This is a genomic window from Pedobacter endophyticus (genome assembly GCF_015679185.1).
In the GTDB taxonomy this organism is placed as follows: domain Bacteria; phylum Bacteroidota; class Bacteroidia; order Sphingobacteriales; family Sphingobacteriaceae; genus Pedobacter; species Pedobacter endophyticus.
Map to the genome: position 1 here is coordinate 2,467,469 of NZ_CP064939.1, position 20,319 is coordinate 2,487,787.

The 20,319-nt window shown below is 41.9% G+C and carries 12 protein-coding genes; 1 reads left to right on the top strand and 11 read right to left on the bottom strand.

Features of this window, described 5'->3' with window-relative positions; all coding sequences use genetic code 11:
• Positions 1–11 precede the first annotated feature (11 nt).
• From IZT61_RS09890 to IZT61_RS09940, 11 genes are all read right to left on the bottom strand, one after another.
• Positions 12–1,886: an alpha-amylase family glycosyl hydrolase gene (locus IZT61_RS09890; RefSeq protein ID WP_196100975.1), complete on the bottom strand. Its 1,875-nt coding sequence runs from the start codon at positions 1,884–1,886 to the stop codon at positions 12–14.
• Between the two features lie 413 nt (positions 1,887–2,299).
• A complete protein-coding gene (locus tag IZT61_RS09895) occupies positions 2,300–3,676 on the bottom strand; it encodes an MFS transporter (RefSeq protein ID WP_196100976.1) in 1,377 nt (458 codons plus the stop codon).
• A gap of 163 nt (positions 3,677–3,839) precedes the next feature.
• Positions 3,840–5,717: an alpha-amylase family protein gene (locus IZT61_RS09900; protein ID WP_196100977.1), complete on the bottom strand. Its 1,878-nt coding sequence runs from the start codon at positions 5,715–5,717 to the stop codon at positions 3,840–3,842.
• A gap of 602 nt (positions 5,718–6,319) precedes the next feature.
• Complete coding sequence (locus IZT61_RS09905) at positions 6,320–8,665, bottom strand: glycoside hydrolase family 65 protein (RefSeq protein WP_196100978.1); 2,346 nt, start codon at positions 8,663–8,665, stop codon at positions 6,320–6,322.
• A gap of 73 nt (positions 8,666–8,738) precedes the next feature.
• The gene (gene pgmB, locus IZT61_RS09910; protein ID WP_196100979.1) at positions 8,739–9,428 is read right to left on the bottom strand and encodes a beta-phosphoglucomutase; all 690 of its coding nucleotides are present in this window, start codon (positions 9,426–9,428) and stop codon (positions 8,739–8,741) included.
• Between the two features lie 50 nt (positions 9,429–9,478).
• Positions 9,479–9,853, bottom strand: coding sequence for a hypothetical protein (locus IZT61_RS09915; protein ID WP_196100980.1), 375 nt, complete (start codon positions 9,851–9,853; stop codon positions 9,479–9,481).
• Positions 9,854–10,087: 234 nt separating this feature from the next.
• The gene (locus IZT61_RS09920) at positions 10,088–12,007 is read right to left on the bottom strand and encodes a glycoside hydrolase family 13 protein (protein ID WP_196100981.1); all 1,920 of its coding nucleotides are present in this window, start codon (positions 12,005–12,007) and stop codon (positions 10,088–10,090) included.
• 64 nt (positions 12,008–12,071) lie between these two features.
• Positions 12,072–13,088, bottom strand: a complete 1,017-nt coding sequence (locus tag IZT61_RS09925) for a SusE domain-containing protein (protein ID WP_196100982.1) — start codon at positions 13,086–13,088, stop codon at positions 12,072–12,074.
• Between the two features lie 19 nt (positions 13,089–13,107).
• A complete protein-coding gene (locus IZT61_RS09930) occupies positions 13,108–14,697 on the bottom strand; it encodes a RagB/SusD family nutrient uptake outer membrane protein (protein WP_317193189.1) in 1,590 nt (529 codons plus the stop codon).
• A 44-nt stretch (positions 14,698–14,741) separates the two neighbouring features.
• Positions 14,742–17,702 (bottom strand): SusC/RagA family TonB-linked outer membrane protein, encoded by a 2,961-nt coding sequence (locus IZT61_RS09935; protein ID WP_196100984.1) that lies wholly within the window; start codon positions 17,700–17,702, stop codon positions 14,742–14,744.
• A 426-nt stretch (positions 17,703–18,128) separates the two neighbouring features.
• Positions 18,129–19,148 (bottom strand): LacI family DNA-binding transcriptional regulator, encoded by a 1,020-nt coding sequence (locus IZT61_RS09940; protein WP_196100985.1) that lies wholly within the window; start codon positions 19,146–19,148, stop codon positions 18,129–18,131.
• A gap of 343 nt (positions 19,149–19,491) precedes the next feature.
• Here IZT61_RS09940 and IZT61_RS09945 point away from each other — a divergent pair, with 343 nt between their 5' ends.
• Complete coding sequence (locus IZT61_RS09945) at positions 19,492–19,851, top strand: response regulator (protein ID WP_196100986.1); 360 nt, start codon at positions 19,492–19,494, stop codon at positions 19,849–19,851.
• The last annotated feature ends 468 nt before the right edge of the window (positions 19,852–20,319 follow it).

Consider the following 20,319-nt stretch of genomic DNA (forward strand, 5'->3'; position numbering starts at 1 on the left):
ATCTTTGTAGATTATTTTAAAGCTGTTTTGCTAAAAATATGGTATTCTCCGGGCGCCAGCGTTGCCGAGTAGGTGCCCGAAGCCAAATTAATGTTGTTTCCAACCGCATCAAGCCATGTTCCCGAAGCGCCAAAATCGATACTCGCCGTTTGGTTCACCACATCGAAATTACCTACCACCAAAACAGTATTGCTCCCTTCAACCAATTTGATGTACTTAATTCCGCCAGCCAAATTGCAACTCGAAGTGGTAGCATTGAAAATGCTATTGTTCTTTTTCAGTCGGATAAACTTCGCGTAGGCATCATACAAAGCCCTGCGATTCGGTTCGCTGTAATATTCCCATTTAATTGGCTTTTCGCCCGTTCTCTCGTTAAAATCTATACGGATATCGTAACCCAACTCGCCAAATTGCCAAATCATTTTCGGCCCGGGAACGGCGAACAAGAACGCTGCTGCAAGTTCCGCCCGCTTTAAAGCAGTGGCCAAATTTCCTTTTATTACATAATTGCCCGAGGCATTTCCGTATTCAAGGTTTTTAAAGTTCAGACGTTCTTCATCGTGACTTTCGGCATAGCTAACGAGGTTTTCTGATTTCGAAAAACCGTGATTGGCATAAAAGCCCCATTGAAAATTAGAATTGCTCAACCAACCCATCGTGGCCTCATTCATGTTGTAGTTAAGGTTGTTCCAAAGCATCATACCTTCATCAGCCAACACTTTTTCTTCGGATTCTTCGGCAAAATGCTCTAGAATCACATATAAATTTGGGTCGATGCTTTTGATGTAATTGTTGTAATCTTTCCAAATGGCTATCCGCCCGGCATCGTATTTCCTAAACACATCATCGCCCGATGACTGAGTTTGCGTAAAGCCTTTCGATAAATCGAAGCGAAAACCATCAATTTTGTACTGCTGCATCCAGAATTTCATCACATCTTTCGAAAACTTTTTGGTTGCGGCGCTTTCATGATTAAAATCGTAGCCTACATTAAAAGGATGTTTGGCATCTACATTGAACCAAGGGCTACTGGCTGTAGGCTTGGCCCCATCAAAATACAATTGCACCATTGGCGATTGACCGAACGAATGGTTCAAAACCATATCTAAAATTACTGCAATTCCTTTGCCGTGGCATTCGTCGATAAAGTTTTGCAACGCCACTTTAGTACCGTAATATTTGTCGGGTGCAAAATAAAACGACGGATTATAGCCCCAGCTTAAATTTCCTTCAAACTCGTTAACAGGCATTAATTCGATGGCATTAATCCCCAACCCGCTTAAATAATCGAGCTTTGCCAACGTTGAGGCATAACTATGTTCGGTGGTAAAATCGCGAATCAATAATTCATAAATCACCAAATTGTTTTTAGCGGGACGGGTAAAACTGGTATTTTTCCATGTATAAGTGGGCTGATTGGCCTGCATTACACTTACAATCCCCGTCGTTTTTCCGGTTGGATAAGTTTTTAAATTGGGGTAAACTGATGGAGAGATGTATTGGTCGTTGTTCGGATCGAGCACTTTCTCGCAATACGGATCGGCAACCTTCAAACTTCCATCAACATAAAACTGGTAAGCATATTCTGTATTTGGGTTAAGGTTATCGATTTGAACCCACCAGGTGTTCCCGTCCGGCGTTTTTTTCATAACGTTTGCCGCGGTCGACCAATCGTTGAAGTCGCCAATTAACGATACCGAATTCTTTCCCGGTGCGTAAAGCGTAACAATTGCGGATGTGCCGTTATTGATAAATGCAACACCATCTTTGGCCCCGGCGGGCAACTCGGTATTGGTTGGTATCGGGTCATTGCCTCCATTTGCTGCTTTTTTACAGGCTGCATTAAACGCTGTTACTAGCAGCAGTAAATAAATAATTTTTTTCATTTTGGTTTTCCTCTGGTTTGATTTCACTGATTTAGTTGATTGCACCGATCTAAAGTCATAGGGTGAATGTATGCCTATGTAGGTATGCATCCGATGACTTATCTCAGCCTTTCGTCATCGCGATTACCCATCAGGGTTGTGCCCTGAAGAAAATGAGGATGACGTTTTTGATATCCTTTAAGCATATATGCACTCACCATGAACGGTCGTCATCCTCAGCTTGGCTTGGGATCTATTTAGCACGAACGCTAAGCATGAAAGATGCTGAAATGAATTCAGCAGGACGAAGCGGTCATGCGTTAACTCCGATTTCTTGGAGAACGAAGCGAACTACTTTGTGAATGAGATTGCTTCGGCTCGCTCTTATCCCGCCTCGCTACAAGGTAGCCCCTTTGGGGCAATGACGAAATTTGTTAAACCGATCTGTTTTCTTCGATCTTAAGTTCTGTTGTTAAAACCGCGTTTGTTTTCTTAGGCTCTCTAATAAACAAATAGCAGATTACGGCGGCCAGAATCATTAATCCGCCACCCAACTGAACCGCCAAAAGTCGATCATTATTTAAAACGTTGCGCATTAACCAGCCAAAACCGAGCGAAGCAATAATCTCTGGCAGTACGATAAAAAAATTGAAAATGCCCATGTAAATCCCGATTTTATCTTTGGGCAGCGAACCGCTTAGCATGGCATACGGCATGGAGAGAATACTTGCCCAGGCAATGCCAACACCCGTCATGCATAAATACAACATGTTTTTATCGTGCACCCAGGCTACGCTGATTAAACCGATTGCACCACAGATAAGGCACAGCGCATGCGTTGTTTTTCTGCCCAATGCATCGGCAATTTTAGGTAACACCAGCGCAAACAAGAAAGTAATCACGCTATAATAGGCGAGTGTTAAACTACCGAAATCGGCGCCTTGCGCATAAACAGGATCTGCGGCATCTTTGCCTCCAAAAACATTTACTGCTACTGCCGTGGTGTAATAAAACCACATTAAAAAGAGGCCCGGCCAGGTAAAAAACTGAACGAGGGATACGATTTGCATGCGCTTGGGCATGTTGCGGAGTGCATGAAGTATTTCGTTTGCGCCACCCAAAAAGCCGCTGCTGTTTTTATCCAGTTTTTCTTTAAAGTCTGGATTTTGAGGTGGGTATTCTTTAGTGGTAAAAACCGTCCATAAAACGGCGGCAAAAAAGAAAAATGCACCGATGTAAAAAGAGAACTTTACGTTTTCCGGAATACTGCCTTGTTCGGCGGTATTTTGCAGATTAAATACGTTTTTCATTAGCCAAGGTAAGGCAGAGGCCACACTTCCACCTAAGCCAATCATCATACTTTGCATAATGAAACCACGATTTACCTGGCTATCGGGCAGTTTATCGGTAACAAAAGCACGAAATGGCTCCATAGCAATGTTGCCGAAAACATCCAAAATCCAGAGCAAGCCGGCGGCCATCCACAATACGCTGCTGTGCGGCATAAAAATGAGCGCAATACTGCTTACAATGGCGCCGATCATAAAATAGGGTCTTCTTCTGCCCCATTTTGGATGCCAGGTCCGATCGCTCAAATAACCGATAATAGGCTGCACCAAAAGACCTGTTAGCGGAGCGGCCAAAAACAATAAGGGTACCTGATCGGGATTGGCGCCGAGGTTTTCGTAAATACGCCCCATGTTGGCACGCTGTAAATCCCAACCAAATTGAATACCGAAAAAGCCCACACTCATGTTGATGATTTGCGCAAGCGTTAATTTCGGATTCTCGAATACTGTTTTTAAGCTCATTATATTTGGGTTTGTTTTGTCCTTTAATTTGGTTTTATATTTGGTTTCACCTACAAAGTATATAAACGGTCGTCATTGCGAGGCACGAAGCAATCTACTTCGCTAATGAGATTGCTTCGTACCTCGCAATGACGAAATGGCTTTACCTTAGCGGTTAATTTCTCTAAAATTCTATCACCTGCGCCGTAACGGGTGCAAGTTTTACCGGTATGCTTGTTCCTGCCGGTATATTTAATTTTTTATCTGTTAATAAATCGGTAACGGGCGACGAATGCTTCACTTTCAAAATGTCGTCGGGGATTTCGATGTTGGCCTCCAGCGTTTGATTTCTATCAAAATTGGCTACGACCAACAGGCGCTGATTTGCCGAATACCGAATAAACGCATACATGCGGTTATTCATATTCCCTGTTTGCGGAACATCGTAAATATCGCCATGTAAAACAGCATCGCTTGTTGAGGTCACTTTTAGCAACTGCTTGTAATAGGCTCTTAAATTTTGTTGTGCTTCATCTAATTTACCACCGTCAAATAAGCCTCCGTTCATCCATTTCTGATGGTTCGGAACGCCCCAATAATCGAAGATGGTGGTGCGGTTATCGTCTCCACCAAAACCCTCTTGTCCTTTTCCGGGCTCGCCAACTTCCTGACCAAAATATAGCATTACGGGGCCAGCGCCAAGCGTTGCCGAAACTACCATTGCAGGTAAGGCCAGTTCGGCCTTTCCTGCAAAGCCTGCCGATGCAATGCGTTCTTCATCGTGGTTTTCTAAAAAGCGCAACATATGTTTGCCAAAACCAGCGCTTTCTACCTGCCATACCCGACGAATGTCTTTTACATCTGCAGATGGTTCGTTCCTGATTAACTTTTTTAACCCATCATAAAGTCCCACCTTATCGTACAAGTAATCGAACTTGCCTTCATTTAAATATTGTTTATAAACTTTTGGATTGTAAGCCTCGCCCAGGAAAATCAAATCGGGCTTAACTTGCTTTACCTGCGGAATAACCCAATTCCAAAAAGCTATCGGCACCATTTCGGCCATATCGCAGCGAAAGCCGTCAACTCCTTTATTGGTCCAGTAGATTAAAATATCACGCATTTTTGTCCAAACGGGCGGAATGGGATCAAAATGTTGTTGTTCGTGGTTTTGATAATCGACACCATAATTTAATTTGATCGTTTCATACCAGTCGTCATATTTAGGCGATGCTGAGAATACGTTATTGCCTGTCGCTTTGGCCGGATTTTCGTCGAACTTTCCATCCTGCAACACCGAAAGCGGTGTCTTTTGTCCGTTTGTAGGCACTACCAAAGGTTGGCCGGGAAGGTAATAGAAGTCGTTTTGCGTGCTGAAACTTCTATTCAGGTCATCTTTTTCGCCAAAATCGACTACCCCCTTCGGCTTGGCGTACGAATGGTAACTTCTGGCCACATGATTGGGAACAAAATCGATAATCACCTTCAAATCCTTCGCATGCGTTCGTTTAATTAACTCCTCAAACTCGTTCATGCGGTTCTTCACATCAACCGCCAAATCAGGATTAACGTCGTAATAATCGCGGATGGCGTATGCCGAACCTGCACGACCTTTTACCACGTCGGCATCATCTACCTTAATGCCGTAAGCCGAATAATCGGTTAAACTTGCATGGGCAAGGGCTCCAGTGTACCAAACATAGTTTGCGTGAAGCTCTTTAATGCCATCCAGCGCTTTATCTGTAATATCGTTGAACTTGCCAGAACCATTTTGCTCGATGGTGCCGTAAGGAATATTTGTTGTGTTTTTATTCCCGAATAAACGGGGCAATAATTGATATATAACGATTTGCTTATCGTTCATATTTTGACTCTTTTTTTGTTCGCAGGATGATAATGATAGGATTGTAAAGGTAATTAAAAGGGTCAAAATCCTTGCTTTTCCCTTCTGATGAAAATTAAGAATTAACTCTCCAAAAGGGGTTAAGCCAGAAGCCGAAAAATGCTTTTTGCTTATCGAAGCTCGCGGTTGAAACCCTTTAACATTTGTACTTTTCTTCATTTTTTATTGTTTTATTTCCGTCAGCTAAAGCTAGACGGCAATAGCGGACCTTTTCAGCTTTTACTTTTATCCGTCAGCTGAAGCTAGACGGCAATAGCGGACCTTTTCAGCTTTTGTACAACTTCAGCCGTCAGCTGAAGCTAGACGGCAATAGCGGATCTTTTCAGCTTTTGTACAACATTTATCCGTCAGCTAAAGCTAGACGGCAATAGCGGACCTTTTCAGCTTTGGCACAACTTTTATCCGTCAGCTGAAGCTAGACGGCAATTGGGCCTTTTCAGCTTTTACATTTATCCGTCAGCTGAAGCTAGACGGCAATAGCGGACCTTTTCAGCTTTTGTACAACTTTTATCCGTCAGCTGAAGCTAGACGGCAATTGGGCCTTTTCAGCTTTTGTACAACTTTTATTCGTCAGCTAAAGCTAGACGGCAATAGTGGACCTTTTCAGCTTTTGTACAACTTTTATCTGTCAGCTGAAGCTAGACGGCAATCGGGCCTTTTCAGCTTTTACTTTTATCCGTCAGTTAAAGCTAGACGGCAATAGCGGGTCTTCCTTCTTTAAGCTTTCTGCTTTTAGTCTTCGGACTTCCCGACTTCGGACTTCAGACTTCAGACTTCGGACTCCCGACTTCTTTCTTCAAGCTTTCTTCGATCTCTAATTCTGCATTGCCCTCTAGTTTATACAACTGGTTTCTGATGCCAATTTCCAGTGCAATGTCGTTATTGTTTTTAATGTTGATTCCGTTTTCGCTGATGTTTACCTTAAGCGTAGCGCCCCTAAAGCCAATAGTAAACGAAAATGATTTCCATTTTTCGGGCAAGAAAGGATTGAACTGTAATTTGCCATCCCGAACACGCATGCCCGCAAATCCTTCTACCACGCTCATCCATGTTCCGGCCATTGAGGTAATGTGCAAGCCATCTTCGGTATCGTTGTTATAATCATCTAAATCTAATCGTGCGGTGCGTAAATAAAACTCATACGCTCGGGCCTCATCGTTTAATTTAGCAGCTAAAATGCTGTGCACACAAGGCGATAAAGAACTTTCGTGAACGGTACGCGGTTCGTAAAAATCGAAGTTTCTTCTGATTGTTTCCAAGTCGTAATCCTCTTCGAAGAAATAAAGCCCTTGCAAAACATCGGCTTGCTTAATAAAAGGTGAGCGTAAAATCCTGTCCCAACTCCATTTCTGGTTGATCGGTCTTTCGCTTGCCGGTAAATCTTTAACCAAGGTCTGCTCCTTATCTAAATACCCATCCTGCTGTAAAAAGATGCCTCTTTCCTCGTCTTCCGGATAGTACATCTTCTCGATGATATCGGCCCAGTCGGCAAATTCCTGATCGCTAAAGTTCAAGCGTTTCAACAGGTTGTTGTATTTTTGTGGTTGTTGTTTTTTTGCAATCCCCGCAGCTTCGGTGGTGTATTTCATGCACCAGGTAGCCAGTAAATTGGTGTACCAGTTATTATTTACGTTGTTTTCGTACTCGTTCGGACCTGTAACGCCAAGCATTACATATTGCTGCTTATTGCTGCTCCAATTTACACGCTGTTTCCAAAACCGGGTAATGCCAATTAACACTTCCAGGCCGAAATCTGACAGATAACTTTCATCGCCCGTATAGCGGATGTAGTTGTAAATGGCAAAAGCAATGGCTCCATTCCTATGGATTTCCTCGAAGGTAATTTCCCACTCGTTGTGGCACTCTTCACCGTTCATGGTTACCATCGGGTACAATGCTGCGCCATCTTTAAAGCCTAGCTTGGTCGCATTTTCGATGGCCTTATCCAGTTGTTTGTAACGATAAACCAGTAAATTTTTGCTTACCTCCTGTGGCGCTGTGGCCAGATAAAAAGGCACACAATAAGCCTCGGTATCCCAATAGGTAGAACCGCCGTACTTTTCGCCGGTAAAGCCTTTCGGACCGATATTTAAACGGTCATCTTTACCCGTGTAAGTTTGGAAAAGCTGGAAAATATTGAATCGAATGGCTTGTTGGGCTGATACATCGCCTTCAATGATGATGTCGCTTTCTTCCCACTTCGTTGCCCAGGCTTCGGTTTGTTCTTTCAATAAAGTATCAAAACCCTTGGCTGTTGCTTTGGCGATAACTGCTTTTGTCTCTTTTAAAAGTGATTCTTTCGGATAATTTTCTGATGATAAATTGGCAGCGATTTTAACCAAAGTGATTTCCTCGTTTGCCTTTACATCCACCGAAAAGCTCTGCCCTACAAATTTTTCCTTACGAACAGCTTCAACCTTGATATCTACTTTTTCAGCATTTTTATACAATTCAATATTACTTCCCGTGCAAACCTCAAACTCGGTTTTTTTAGTCCGCAACTTAATGTAAGCTTCTGTACCGGTAATTTCATCAGCAACCATTGTCCAGAATTTTTCATCGTAGTTGCTGTCCTGATTTTTGATGTCGCCGTCGATAAATGGCATCAGGGTGATTTTTCCGTCAAAATTTAATGGTGTGATGCTGTAGCGGATTGCGCCAACTTCGTCATCCACAATACTGCAAAAACGGGTCGCTTTTACCTTAACGGTTTTGCCGCTTTTTAGCGTTGCCGTAAAGGTGCGCTCCAAAACTCCTGTATGCATGTTAAGCACACGCTTAAAATCGGTTACCTGGGCGGTGGCTAAATCTAAAATTTCATCGTCCAGTTTTACTTCGATGCCCACCCAGTTAGCCGCATTTAACACTTTGGCAAAGTATTCAGGATAGCCGTTTTTCCACCAGCCAACACGGGTTTTATCGGGATAATACACGCCAGCAACGTAGTTACCCAACAAGGTTTCGCCCGTATAAGTTTCCTCAAAGTTGGCACGTTGCCCCATTCGGCCGTTACCCAAACTGAAAATACTTTCCGAAATTTTATTTAAATGTGGATCAAAGCCTTCTTCGATAATGTTCCACTCATCTGCTTTAATATAGTTTTTCATTTATTAGTATTGAGAAGTGAGATATGAGATATGAGACATGAGATCACACGCCTTAAACCTTAAACCCTACACCTTAAACCATTCTTTCTAAATCTTTAACCGTTAATTTATCCAATCCACTTACCACCAGATCTGCATCGGTAAGCACACTTTTTTCGCCGATGCCGATGGCTTTCATCCCGCCGCGTTTTGCAGCTTCAACACCGGCAACTGCATCTTCGAAAACCACGCACTCATCAGGTGCGAAACCCAAAAGTTCTGCTCCTTTCAAGAAAACCTCCGGATCCGGCTTCGATTTCGTCACCATATTTCCATCTACAATCTGATCGAAAAAATGAGCGAGGTTTGTTTTTTCCAAAATGATTCCTGAGTTTTTGCTCGCAGAACCCAAGGCTAGTTTATAACCTGCCTGATGTATGGCAGTTAAAAAATCAACTGTTCCTGGTAACACTTCGGCGGGCGTCATTTTGGTAATCATGTCTACATACCACCCGTTTTTTAAGGCGGCCAGTTCTTCTTTTTCAGCGTCGGTCTTTTCTACTTCGCCCCAGGCCAAAATTTTGTTTAAGCTTTCTACCCTACTTACCCCTTTTAACTGCTCGTTTTGTACCTCTGTAAAATCGAAGCCCATCGAATTGGCTAAGCGCTTCCAGGCTTGATAGTGGTAAACCGCCGTATCGACCAGTACGCCATCTAAATCGAAGAGACAGGCTTTTATTTTAGTCGTAAGTCGTGAGTTTGAAGTCATGAGTCTTTCTTGCATTTTTATAATATTAGTATCAAGTAGCGAGTATCAAGTATCAGTAGCGAGTATCAAGTATCAAGACATTTGTACGGCTTTCGGCTTATCACCTTGTCTTCGGACTTTCGGACCTCCGACTTCCCGACTAAATCTTCCTTTGCACTGGCATTCAGGTTCCTTGCACTGGCACTCGTGTTCTTTGCACTGGCATTCATGTTCTTTGCACTGGCATTCATGTTCCTTGCACTGGCATTCAGGCTCATTGCACTGGCATTCAGGTTCATTGCACTGGCATTCAGGTTCCTTGCACTGGCATTCAGGTTCATCGCACTGGCACTCAGGTTCCTTGCACTGGCATTCAGGTTCATTGCACTGGCATTCATGTTCTTTGCACTGGCATTCAGGTTCATTGCACTGGCATTCAGGTTCCTTGCACTGGCATTCATGTTCTTTGCAGAGCCACCCCAACCCTCCCCGAAGGAGAGCGGGTGACTTGTCGCTTTAGTCTTGTTGCTTTAAACCTCTCCCTGTTAGTGTCAGCAGCATTTTTGTCTTTACATCCCTTCCGAAGAAGTGGGAAGGGAAAGCAAAGGCAGTGCGTTTAACGCAAACGTTCATAGGGAGAGGTCTTGTCTTCGGACTTTCGGACCTCCCGACTTTCGGACTTCCCGACTTTCGGACTACCCTAACTCCAGCACCAACGTTGTTTTTGCAGGCACCTTAATTTCTTTTATCGCACTGGTTTCGCCTGTAATTACATTTTTTGCGGTCGTAGTGCCATTTATGCGTTCTGCAAAGCGATCGGTATTTAAAGTTTTCTCCTTATCGGTATTATTTACAACAACCATTACCGTACCTTTTGCGGCGGCGTTGTACCTAAAATACACATAAATATCATCTTCGGGTACAAACTGCATTAGCTTTCCGGTTTGTAGCGCAAGGCTGTTTTTGCGGAAGTTGGCCAGGGTTTTTACGAAGTTGAACGCCTCGTTTTCTTTATTGGTTCTGCCATCAGCGATGAACTTATCTTTTTTATCGCCATCCCATCCGCCAGGAAAATCCGAGCGAACCAAACCATCGGGATTAGAAAAGTTCTTCATCAAAATCTCTGTTCCGTAATACATTTGCGGAATGCCACGCATGGTTAGCAAAATCGCCATACCCATTTTATACTTATCAAAATCTTCGTTTACCACCGAGTAAAAGCGGCTCATATCGTGATTATCTAAAGCGATGCAATTCAAGGTTGGGTCTTTATACATAAAATCGTGCGCTACTACATCGTACAAACGATTTACGCCATCTGTCCAGCCATTTTTACCGTTTACCGTTTCATAAATTGCATCCTTTACCGCCATATCAGTAATGCCGGGCAAATGCGTATCGAAACCACGGTTTACCGTATTTCCGCCCGCAAAGTAAGCCTGATTGGCTACGCCATTTACAAAGGTTTCGCCGAAAACAGACAGATTAGGAAACTCTGTCTTCAGTTTTATCGCCCAATCGGCCATATATTCTGGGTCGTTATAAGGATAAGTGTCCAATCGTAAACCATCAATTCCTGCATATTCAATCCACCAGATGTGGTTTTGCGTCAGGTAATTTTGCACAAAAGGATTCGATTCATTTAAATCGGGCATAGAGGGCACAAACCAACCGTCGAGCATTTTTTTGCGATCGGCGGCCGACGCGTGGGTGTCCATCACCGTTTGATCGCGGTAACTGGTCTGCGTGTATTTCGGCCACTGGTGCACCCAGCTCTTCATTGGCAAATCTTTAAAAAACCAATGCCCCGTGCCGATGTGGTTGTGCACAATATCTTTAATTACCTTCATGCCTTTAGCATGAGCGGTTTCTACATATTTTTTATAAAGTTCGTTAGTTCCGTAACGCGGATCTATTTTATAATGATCGGTTGCTGCATAACCGTGATAAGAGGCACGCGGCATATCATTTTCAATCTCCGGAGTCATCCATACGGTTGTAATCCCAAGATCTTTTAAATAATCTAAATGATTAATTACCCCTTCAATGTCGCCACCGTGGCGGTAATACATGCTATCGCGGTTGAGTGCTGTTTCGGTTAATCCCTGAACAACATCGTTGCTTTTGTCGCCATTCGAGAAACGATCCGGCATCAGCAAGTAAATAAAATCTTTTTGTGTTACCCCCTGAATTCTGTCTGCACTTTTATTGCGGTTCTTTAGTTCGTAGGTATAACTGAATGTCTTTTTACCCTTAACAGCAAAATGAATTGGGAACGATCCCGCTTTTACTGTTGAAGAAAGTGTTAAATCCAAAAACAAATAATTTGGGTTTTCAACTTTGTTAACCTTAACGAGCTTTACGCCCGGATAGGTTAATGAAACAGTGCTCGAAGCAATATTTTCGCCATGAACAAGCAACTGTAATTTTGGGTTGTGCATGCCCGTGTACCAAAACATCGGCTCGATACGCTCCAGTTTCTGGGCGAAGAGATTTGTAATTGACGAAATGACAAAGGCTACGACAATAAATAGATTTTTTCCAAGCTTAGGAAAAGAATGAGTTTGAGCATTAAACGACAGCGCCTGATTGGTATGGTTTTGGGATTTGATCATGCTGAAACTTTAGAGATTAAAAGCCCTGTAGCAAGGAACACTACAGGGCATGTTATTAAATAGTTTAGTTTTTAACTATGGTTGCTTTGTTAGCCGCTACATCTAAGGTAATAGTATAATTTCCTGCAGCCGTTATTTTAATATTGTCGCCACCAGCTGTTAAAGCAGCAGGACTACCGCCTAAGTTAGTTTTCCAATCATGCTGGAAACGGAACTTCATTTCTCCAACGCCTAAAGCTGTTTTTAAGATATAGAAATTAGACTTTCCATCATTAGTTCCTTTCATATCGGTATCCGTTGCCCAGCCACCAGCGGTTGCATCACCAATAATCGACCATTCATTTGGTGTACCAAAAACAATGGTTTTCTTATTTAAATCAACAGTAACCTGCTTAACAATTGCGGCAGGCGATTTTAAGTTATCTCCAGCAGATGTACTGATTGAACCTGAACCTGCGTCGCCATAAGCAACATCCCATTTTTTTGCAGGGGTAATTTTAAACTCTAAATTACCTTCGGTGTAAGCAATCATTCCGGTATAAACGCCATCACTCGATAGAGAAATTAAACTATCAGCTGTAGATGGATTCCATCCCTGATAAGCACCCGGCACATAAATCCATGCCGAAGCCAAATATGGAGTAGCACTTAAAGTAATGACATTAGAGTAAGTTAAATCGTTAACCGCAGCGCCCGATTTTAAGCGAACTTCTATCTGTGCTGCTTCATTCACTTTACCCCCTAAAGCCAAAATCATGTTGTTAAAATCGGCAATGGTTGGTGCATAGGTTTTACTTGTAACCACAACCTCTCTTACCGGATCGAAATTTTTGCCTTTTAAGCCGAACTGCAAAGTGGAAGTAACCGGAACTACATAGCCCGATGAAGTGGCCAAAGGATAAGTTAACTGTAATGCTTCTTTTGTGCCATTGGCCTGAACCAAATTTATTGTTGTTGCCGAAGCAGTAAGTGTTCCTGCTGGTTCAACATTCGAAACCGTTTGGGTTTCGTCTTTTTTACACGACCAAAGCGATAATGCCATGAAGCAAAGCGCTAAGGTTTTAAATATTGTTGATTTCATATCTTATTCACTATTAAGATTAATAACCTGTATTTTGAACCAAGTTGGGATTAGCAATTAGATCTGCTAATGGAAGTGGGTAAAGATTGCGATAAGCCGGTAATGCTGTACCCGCCTGTGTACCGCCTTTGTATGGCCAAATGTAAGTTGAGCCGGCAAACTTGTCAAAACGAATTAAATCGGTACGGCGATGGCCTTCCCAATACAATTCGCGTGCACGCTCATCCAGGTAAAAGTCGGTAGTTAAAGCAGCCGCAACCAAATCGCCCGATGCATTGCCATAAGCACGTCGACGCAATAAATTGACGTAAGTTAGCGCTTGTCCAGCCGTACCACCAGAACCGCCACGGGCAACCGCTTCTCCGTAAATCAGGTATTGCTCAGCCAAACGGAACAAAGGAAAATCTACCGATGCAAAAGTACCGTTAAGGGTTCTGCCCGGAGCATTAGAAGAAGTAATGTTCTTAAATTTGGTTACGCGTAATCCATCTGTGAACTCGCCAACAGCATCAACCGCCTTTTTCGTTCCGAAGAAAACACCACGCTTATCTAACGATCCGTTTGCATCAGGGAATAAGTTTGGCAAGTTCGGACGGGTTCTGTTTCCGCCCCAACCACCACCGGGTACACCATAAGAAGTTGGATTCATATCAGCGTTAATTGCCGCGTTAATGATGTACGTCGTACCACCGTTGTTGGTTCCGTTTATACCATCGTAATTGATGGTTAAAATGTTTTCTGTGTTATTAACGTTGTTATCTGCCCTGAACAAATCCATGTAGTTGGCTTTTAGCGAATAACCCGCAGCAATTACCTTGCTCGAATAAGTAATCGCCTCAGTATATTTTGCGGTACCTGAATAAACCTGTGCGTTTAAATACAATCTGGCTAGCAAAGCCCAGTCTGCTGCTTTATCGGCACGACCATACTCGTTGCTACGTGGTTCGGCCAGATCAGCCTCGATGGCTTTCAACTCCGATTCTACATAAGTGAACAAGGCTCCTCGCTGAATTTGTTTCGGGTTTACCTTACCAATGGCATCATCTTCGGTAATAAACGGCGGGTTACCAAAAGCATCTAACAATACCCAGTATTGAAAGGCACGTAAAAACCGGGCTTCTGCACGGTAACGTGTAATTGCAGTTGCATCGGCACCTGTGATGTTGCGGCTCGCCAGTTTCTCAGGTGTGCTTTCACGAAGAAATTCGTTACAGAAAGTAATCTGTAGAATACTTCTTGAATATAAACCACGCAAAAACTGATTATCTGGCGTTGGCATGCCATAATCCAATTCTGGAATACCCACATCGCCCCATGCGCAGATTGCCTCATCGGTAGTCAGCTCCTGGGTCATCCAAAACAGCCTTAAAAAATCGGCGAAGCCCGAGTTCAATCCGCCAACATCACTTGATTCGGCACCTTGAGGACTTGTTAATGCATAAGTGGCATATAATTTTACCAAGCTGTTTTTATAACCGGTTGGTGTGGCATATACATCAACGGCAGTTACATCATTTGTAGGTGTTAAATTTAACGCTTCTTTTTTGCATGAATTTAATGACAGCAGTAACATGCCTGATGCCAATATCATTTTAAATGAATTTTTCATTTTCATATCTTTTCTTTGATAGGTTCTGATAGCCATTACCTTAATTAAAACCCAACGTTTAAGCCCAAAGTGTAAGTTCTGGGACGTGGATAAAGATTATAATCGATTCCACTTACCGATTCTGGATCGATTCCTTTATACTTTGATACCACGAACACATTTTGGCAGTTTGCAGAAATGCGCATCGACATGTTGCCATTTTTGGAAAGCTTGCCTACGTTATACGATAAACCTGCGTTATCCATTTTTAAGAATGAGGCATTTCTGATAAAGTAATCGCTCAAATACTGAACACCAGATCCGCCAGAAAAGTTAGTGTTGTACAAATCGGTTGTAGAGTTGTTCAAAATGCCTTGTGTACTTAAAACGTTGTTTCTGATACCGAAGTTTGAAGAAATATTATCGTAAATATAGTTACCAATATTAGCTCTTAAAACAGTGCTCGCAGTCCATCTTTTGTAAGTAAACGAGGTATTAAACCCTAAGGTAACAACCGGATCTGGCGATTTATAAAAATACTGATCGGCAGCATTAACAGAACCATCGCCATTTAAATCTTCGTAAACTCCCTCTAATGGTTTTCCATTGGCATTGTAAACTTGTTTATAAACAAAGAATGAGCCTGGCAACTGGTTTACTGCATTGTATTTTAAATGAATACCTGTACCGCCCGTAATATCACCCGCATCGATTTTGAAGCCCGAATTTGGGTTTAATGTCAGGTTGGTAACCTTTCTTTTGTTGTAAGCCGCGTTAACACCAATATCCCATGTGGTATTTTCGGTTTTAACTGCTACATAGTTTAAGCTTACCTCAGCACCTCTAACTTCCATGTTACCAACGTTGGTTGTTAGCTCATTGCTAAAGTTTGTTCCTACCGGAATGGTAACCTTGCTTAACAAATCTTTGGTTTTTTTATAGTAAACATCAACGCTACCATAAATTCTGCCTTGCATAAAACCGTAATCTAAACCAGCGTTATAAGTTGTTGTGGTTTCCCATCTTAAATCAGGGTCGTAACCTGCAGGGCTATAGTAGTTATAAAAAGTATCGCCAACCTGGTACTGTCCTTGATTGCTATTCGCGTAGTACTTAGATAGATAATCGTAGTTACCAATTCCATCTTTATTACCGGTTTCGCCATAAGTTAACCTCAATTTCAAATCAGAAAGCACCTTGCTATCCTTTAAGAAATTCTCATCGATAATTCTCCAGGTAAAACCAACTGACGGGAAATAACCCCAGCGATTGTCTTCAGCGAATTTAGAGGAAGCATCCGCACGCATCGTTCCTGATAAAATATATTTATCAGCAAACGTGTAGTTGAAACGGCCGTAGTAAGAAAGTAACTTGTTTTGGTCAACAGAAAAAGGGAAAACAGGTGTAGTTTGCAAAACGCCTGTACCTCTGTAGCTGGCGAAATTATAATTGGTAACGGCATCATCGTAATAACCATAACCACCCGTTACATCAAATCTACTTTTGCCAATTGTTTTGGCATAGGTTAAGTAAGCTTCCGAGAATTTGTTGATCTCTGTATTTAACCTTCTTGTAAACGATCCTTCGGTAGAGAAGCTTTGCGCCGCATAAATTGGCACTATGGTACGTCCGTAGCCTTTCGAGTAATCGTAACCCACATTAACCACTGCATGTAACTCTGGTAAGAAATGGAACGAATAATCGAACTTTGCGTTACCGAAACTTCTTGCCGCATTACCATGATTATCTTGTTGTCTGATTAAGGCAACCGGGTTACGCGGTGCATTTGGGTTTGGAACGCCTGCACTGGTAATCCACTCGAAGTAGTTGCCAAACTTGTTGGTTGCATAAACGGGTTGGGTTGGATCGAACTGAATGGCCGAACCAATTGCACCATCATTCGGATACTGAGAATCGGTTAAAGCACCTTTTAAGTTCAACTCGATTTTTAAGTGATCGGTGAATAATTTCGGTGATATTGAAATTGCCCCGGTTGCTCTTTTCAATTTGCTGGTAATTACCACGCCTTCCTGATCTAAGTAACCTGCTGATACGCGGTAAGGCACGCCCTTAAATGAACCTGCAATGCTCAAATTGTTATCTGTAGAAAAAGCGTTTTGATAAATCTCATCTTGCCAATCGGTATTTGCCGTACCTAAAAGCGCTTTTTGCGCAGCATTACCGTTTGCGTTAACAAAGGCACGAACTTCATCGGCAGATAATAAATCTACTTTTTTTGCAACTGTTGCAATGGAGTTGTTTGTGTTGAAGTTGATTTGAGGAGCGCCCGACGTTCCTTTTTTGGTCGTAATTAAGATTACCCCATTTGATGCACGCGAACCATAAATTGCAGTCGCGTTTGCATCTTTTAAAACGGTAAACGTTTCAATATCGTTAGGATTGATTAACGAAAGCGGGCTTGGCGCATTGCCAATGGCGTTGCCGCTAAAGGGAACTCCATCTACCACAATTAAAGGGTCGTTACTGGCGTTAAGCGATGCACCACCACGAATACGAATGGTACTACCACCACCTGGCGAACCGCCGCCCGAGATAATGTTTACACCGGCAACCTTACCCTGAATTAATTGTTCAGGTGTAGTAATTGTTCCTTTTTGGAAATCTTTTGAATTTACGGTAGCGATTGAACCGGTAAGGTTCTTCCGCTCTGCGGTACCGTAACCAATTACCACAACCTCGTTAAGATTCTGCGCATCCGGAACCAACTGAAAATCGGCAGTGGTATTTGCCGCAACATTAACTGTTTTTTCGAGTGTTTGGTAACCGATAAAGCTGGCAGCAACCGTTACCGACCCATTAGAAAGGCCCGACAATTTGAAAACACCATTTGCATCTGTCGATGTAGTTCTTGTTGTACCTTTTACAATTACCGAAGCACCTGGCAAAGGTTGGCCAGTTTCATCAAGCACCTTTCCAGATATAGATCCGGTTTGTGCTTTTACGATTAATGCTGAGAAAACCAACAGCATCAAAAGCCCCTGTTTTAACAGGTAAAATACTTTCATATTCGAAGCTCTTTTAAGTATAAAATTTGGTTAAATATTGTTGTGATTTACACACAGCTCTAATTTACAGCACGAAATGAAAAATCAAAATTTATTTAAAAAATATATTTTAGAGAAAATAATCAGCCAAGGTTTTCGGAAGGATTTTCAAAATTTTAACAACATTAGTTTCCACATTACTAACAACTTAAAAACATAAAACATTGTTTATCAACTATTTGTAAACTATAAATTTTATTTTAAGGTGTAAATTTTACACTAAGTCTTTTTTCGCTTCATTTTCGGGAACGTTCCCGAAAAAATCAACGCAATTAAGACTTACTTTTCGGGAACGTTCCCGAATTTTGATCGAAATTCTGCGTATTTTACACTAAGTGACGAAATTTTTTGAAAAAATATGATGAAAAAAAGCGGGCAGTTTTTGTGCTATTTGACGCCGTTTGAAGTTGAGTTTCTCGCTATAATCTTCGACTCCAAAATCAGCTCGTTCGACTGATTTTTATCGGCATCGTTATCTAAAATTTGAAACAATAATTTGGCAGCCTCCTCGCCTATTTCGGCAGCGGGTTGTGTAATAGTTGTTAGCGAGGGGTTGAGTAAGGGCGCTATCTCTAAACTCGAAAAACTGATCACCTTCACATCGTCCGGAATTTTTATGCCTAAATCGTAACAGGCATAATAAGTTGCAAAGGCCAAACGCTCTACCGAAGCAAAAACACCATCGGGTTTAAGCTCGAGCAAGGCTCGTTTCACTATCACACTATTTTCTTCATAACTGTTACTGCAATCTACAATCAGGTTTTCGTCGAATGCAATCTCATGCTTCGTCAACGCATCAATGTATCCCTGCATCCTGGTTTTACCAATGGATAGGCTTTTGTTAACCACCATATAAGCCACCCGGTTACAACCTTGCTCAATTAAGTGCTCAGTAGCCAAATAACTACTGTTGTAATCATTTGTAATTACCCTTGGCGTTTCAATATCCTCGTAAATTCTGTCGAAAAACACCAACGGCAGGCGTTTGGCGCCAAAGTTATTCAGGTAGTTATGGTCGTTGGCCTCGCCCGAAACCGACATGATAATGCCGTCGGCCCGCCCATTATGCAAATGCTGAATAAAGTTTACCTCCTTCTTGTAGTCGTCGTCGGTTACATAAATCAAGATATGGTAACCATTTTCCCTGGCAATTCTTTCGATACCGTGTATGGCCTGCGAGAAATAGTTATTGGCCAGCTCGGGAACAATTACCGCAATGGTTTTACTTTTTTGTTCTCTTAAATTGCTGGCGTAATGATTGGGCTGATAGTTTAGTTCTTTTGCCTTGGCAAGAATCCGCTCCTTGGTGGCGCTACTAATATCGCTGTTATCTCTAAAAGCACGAGAAATTGTAGAAGTTGACAGTTTTAACGCTTCGGCTAATTTCTTAATATTAATACTATCCATTTGGGCTGCAGAGCTATAATTTTGTTTGAAGCGGTAAATATAAGCTATAAAACTGCTAATTAATTTATTTGCAAATTTAATTTCCTCATTTTCAGCGGCTTTAAAAAAAGCGTGTTGCCTACACCTTTTAATTCGTTGAGCAAACCGATATATCCATAAAAAAATGTTTTAATTTCCAATCATTTTTATGATAATTGCACCATCAAACTATCGAAAAACTCATTGTACAAATAATCGTAATTTTTAAAACAAAAACGGACATTTAAGCATTAATATTGTTATAATGCTGATTATGGATACGTTACTTGTTTGCAAAAGGACTGAATGGAATTAATATTTACGAATGGGAAATAAAAAAATACTCATCGCAGACGATGATGAGGGCATTGTTGATGCAGTAACGATGATTTTAGAGGTAATGGGATACGATGTTGATTATACCTATGACGGTGGAACTGTAATAGATGCCGTAAAAAATAAACCAGACTTAATTCTCCTTGATATATGGATGAGCGGGCACGATGGTAGAGACATTTGCAAACAACTTAAAAACGACCCTCAATATAAGGAAATCCCAGTATTGATGATATCTGCAAGCAGAGACATTCGCCAATCGGCGTTGGATGCCGGTGCAAACGACTTCATGGAAAAGCCTTTCGAAATGGATTTGCTGTTGAACAAGGTAACTCATCTTTTAAATTAGCGTACTCAATCAAACTTAATTTTCGTTCTGTTACCGAATTATCTGACAACTACATGCTGAGGTGAAGTTTTTAAGGCGTCGTCATTGCGAGGTACGAAGCAATCTGTTCTGCAATAAAATCGCTATGAGATTGCTTCAATCGATGAAAAATCGATTTCGCAAAGACGGAAACGAAAACGCCAAATAAATGGAGCAGCCTGTTCCAACTTCTCGGGAAAGCATGTAACCTACGTCTCACTTCCCTTACCCACCTATTTTCAATATTTGGCAGTGGTTTGTTGGCGTTTCGCGTTTCATCGCTTGGGGATCCTTCGTTATACTACGATCGACCTTTTTCGAAATAATCAAAAAATCGTCATTTCGACCGAAGTGGAGAAATCTTTGAACCTTTGATAGAGATTTCTTGGCTGCGCTCAAATGATGACCTTTTTTAGGAGTCCTACTTTACTAAGCACCGTTATCATATTG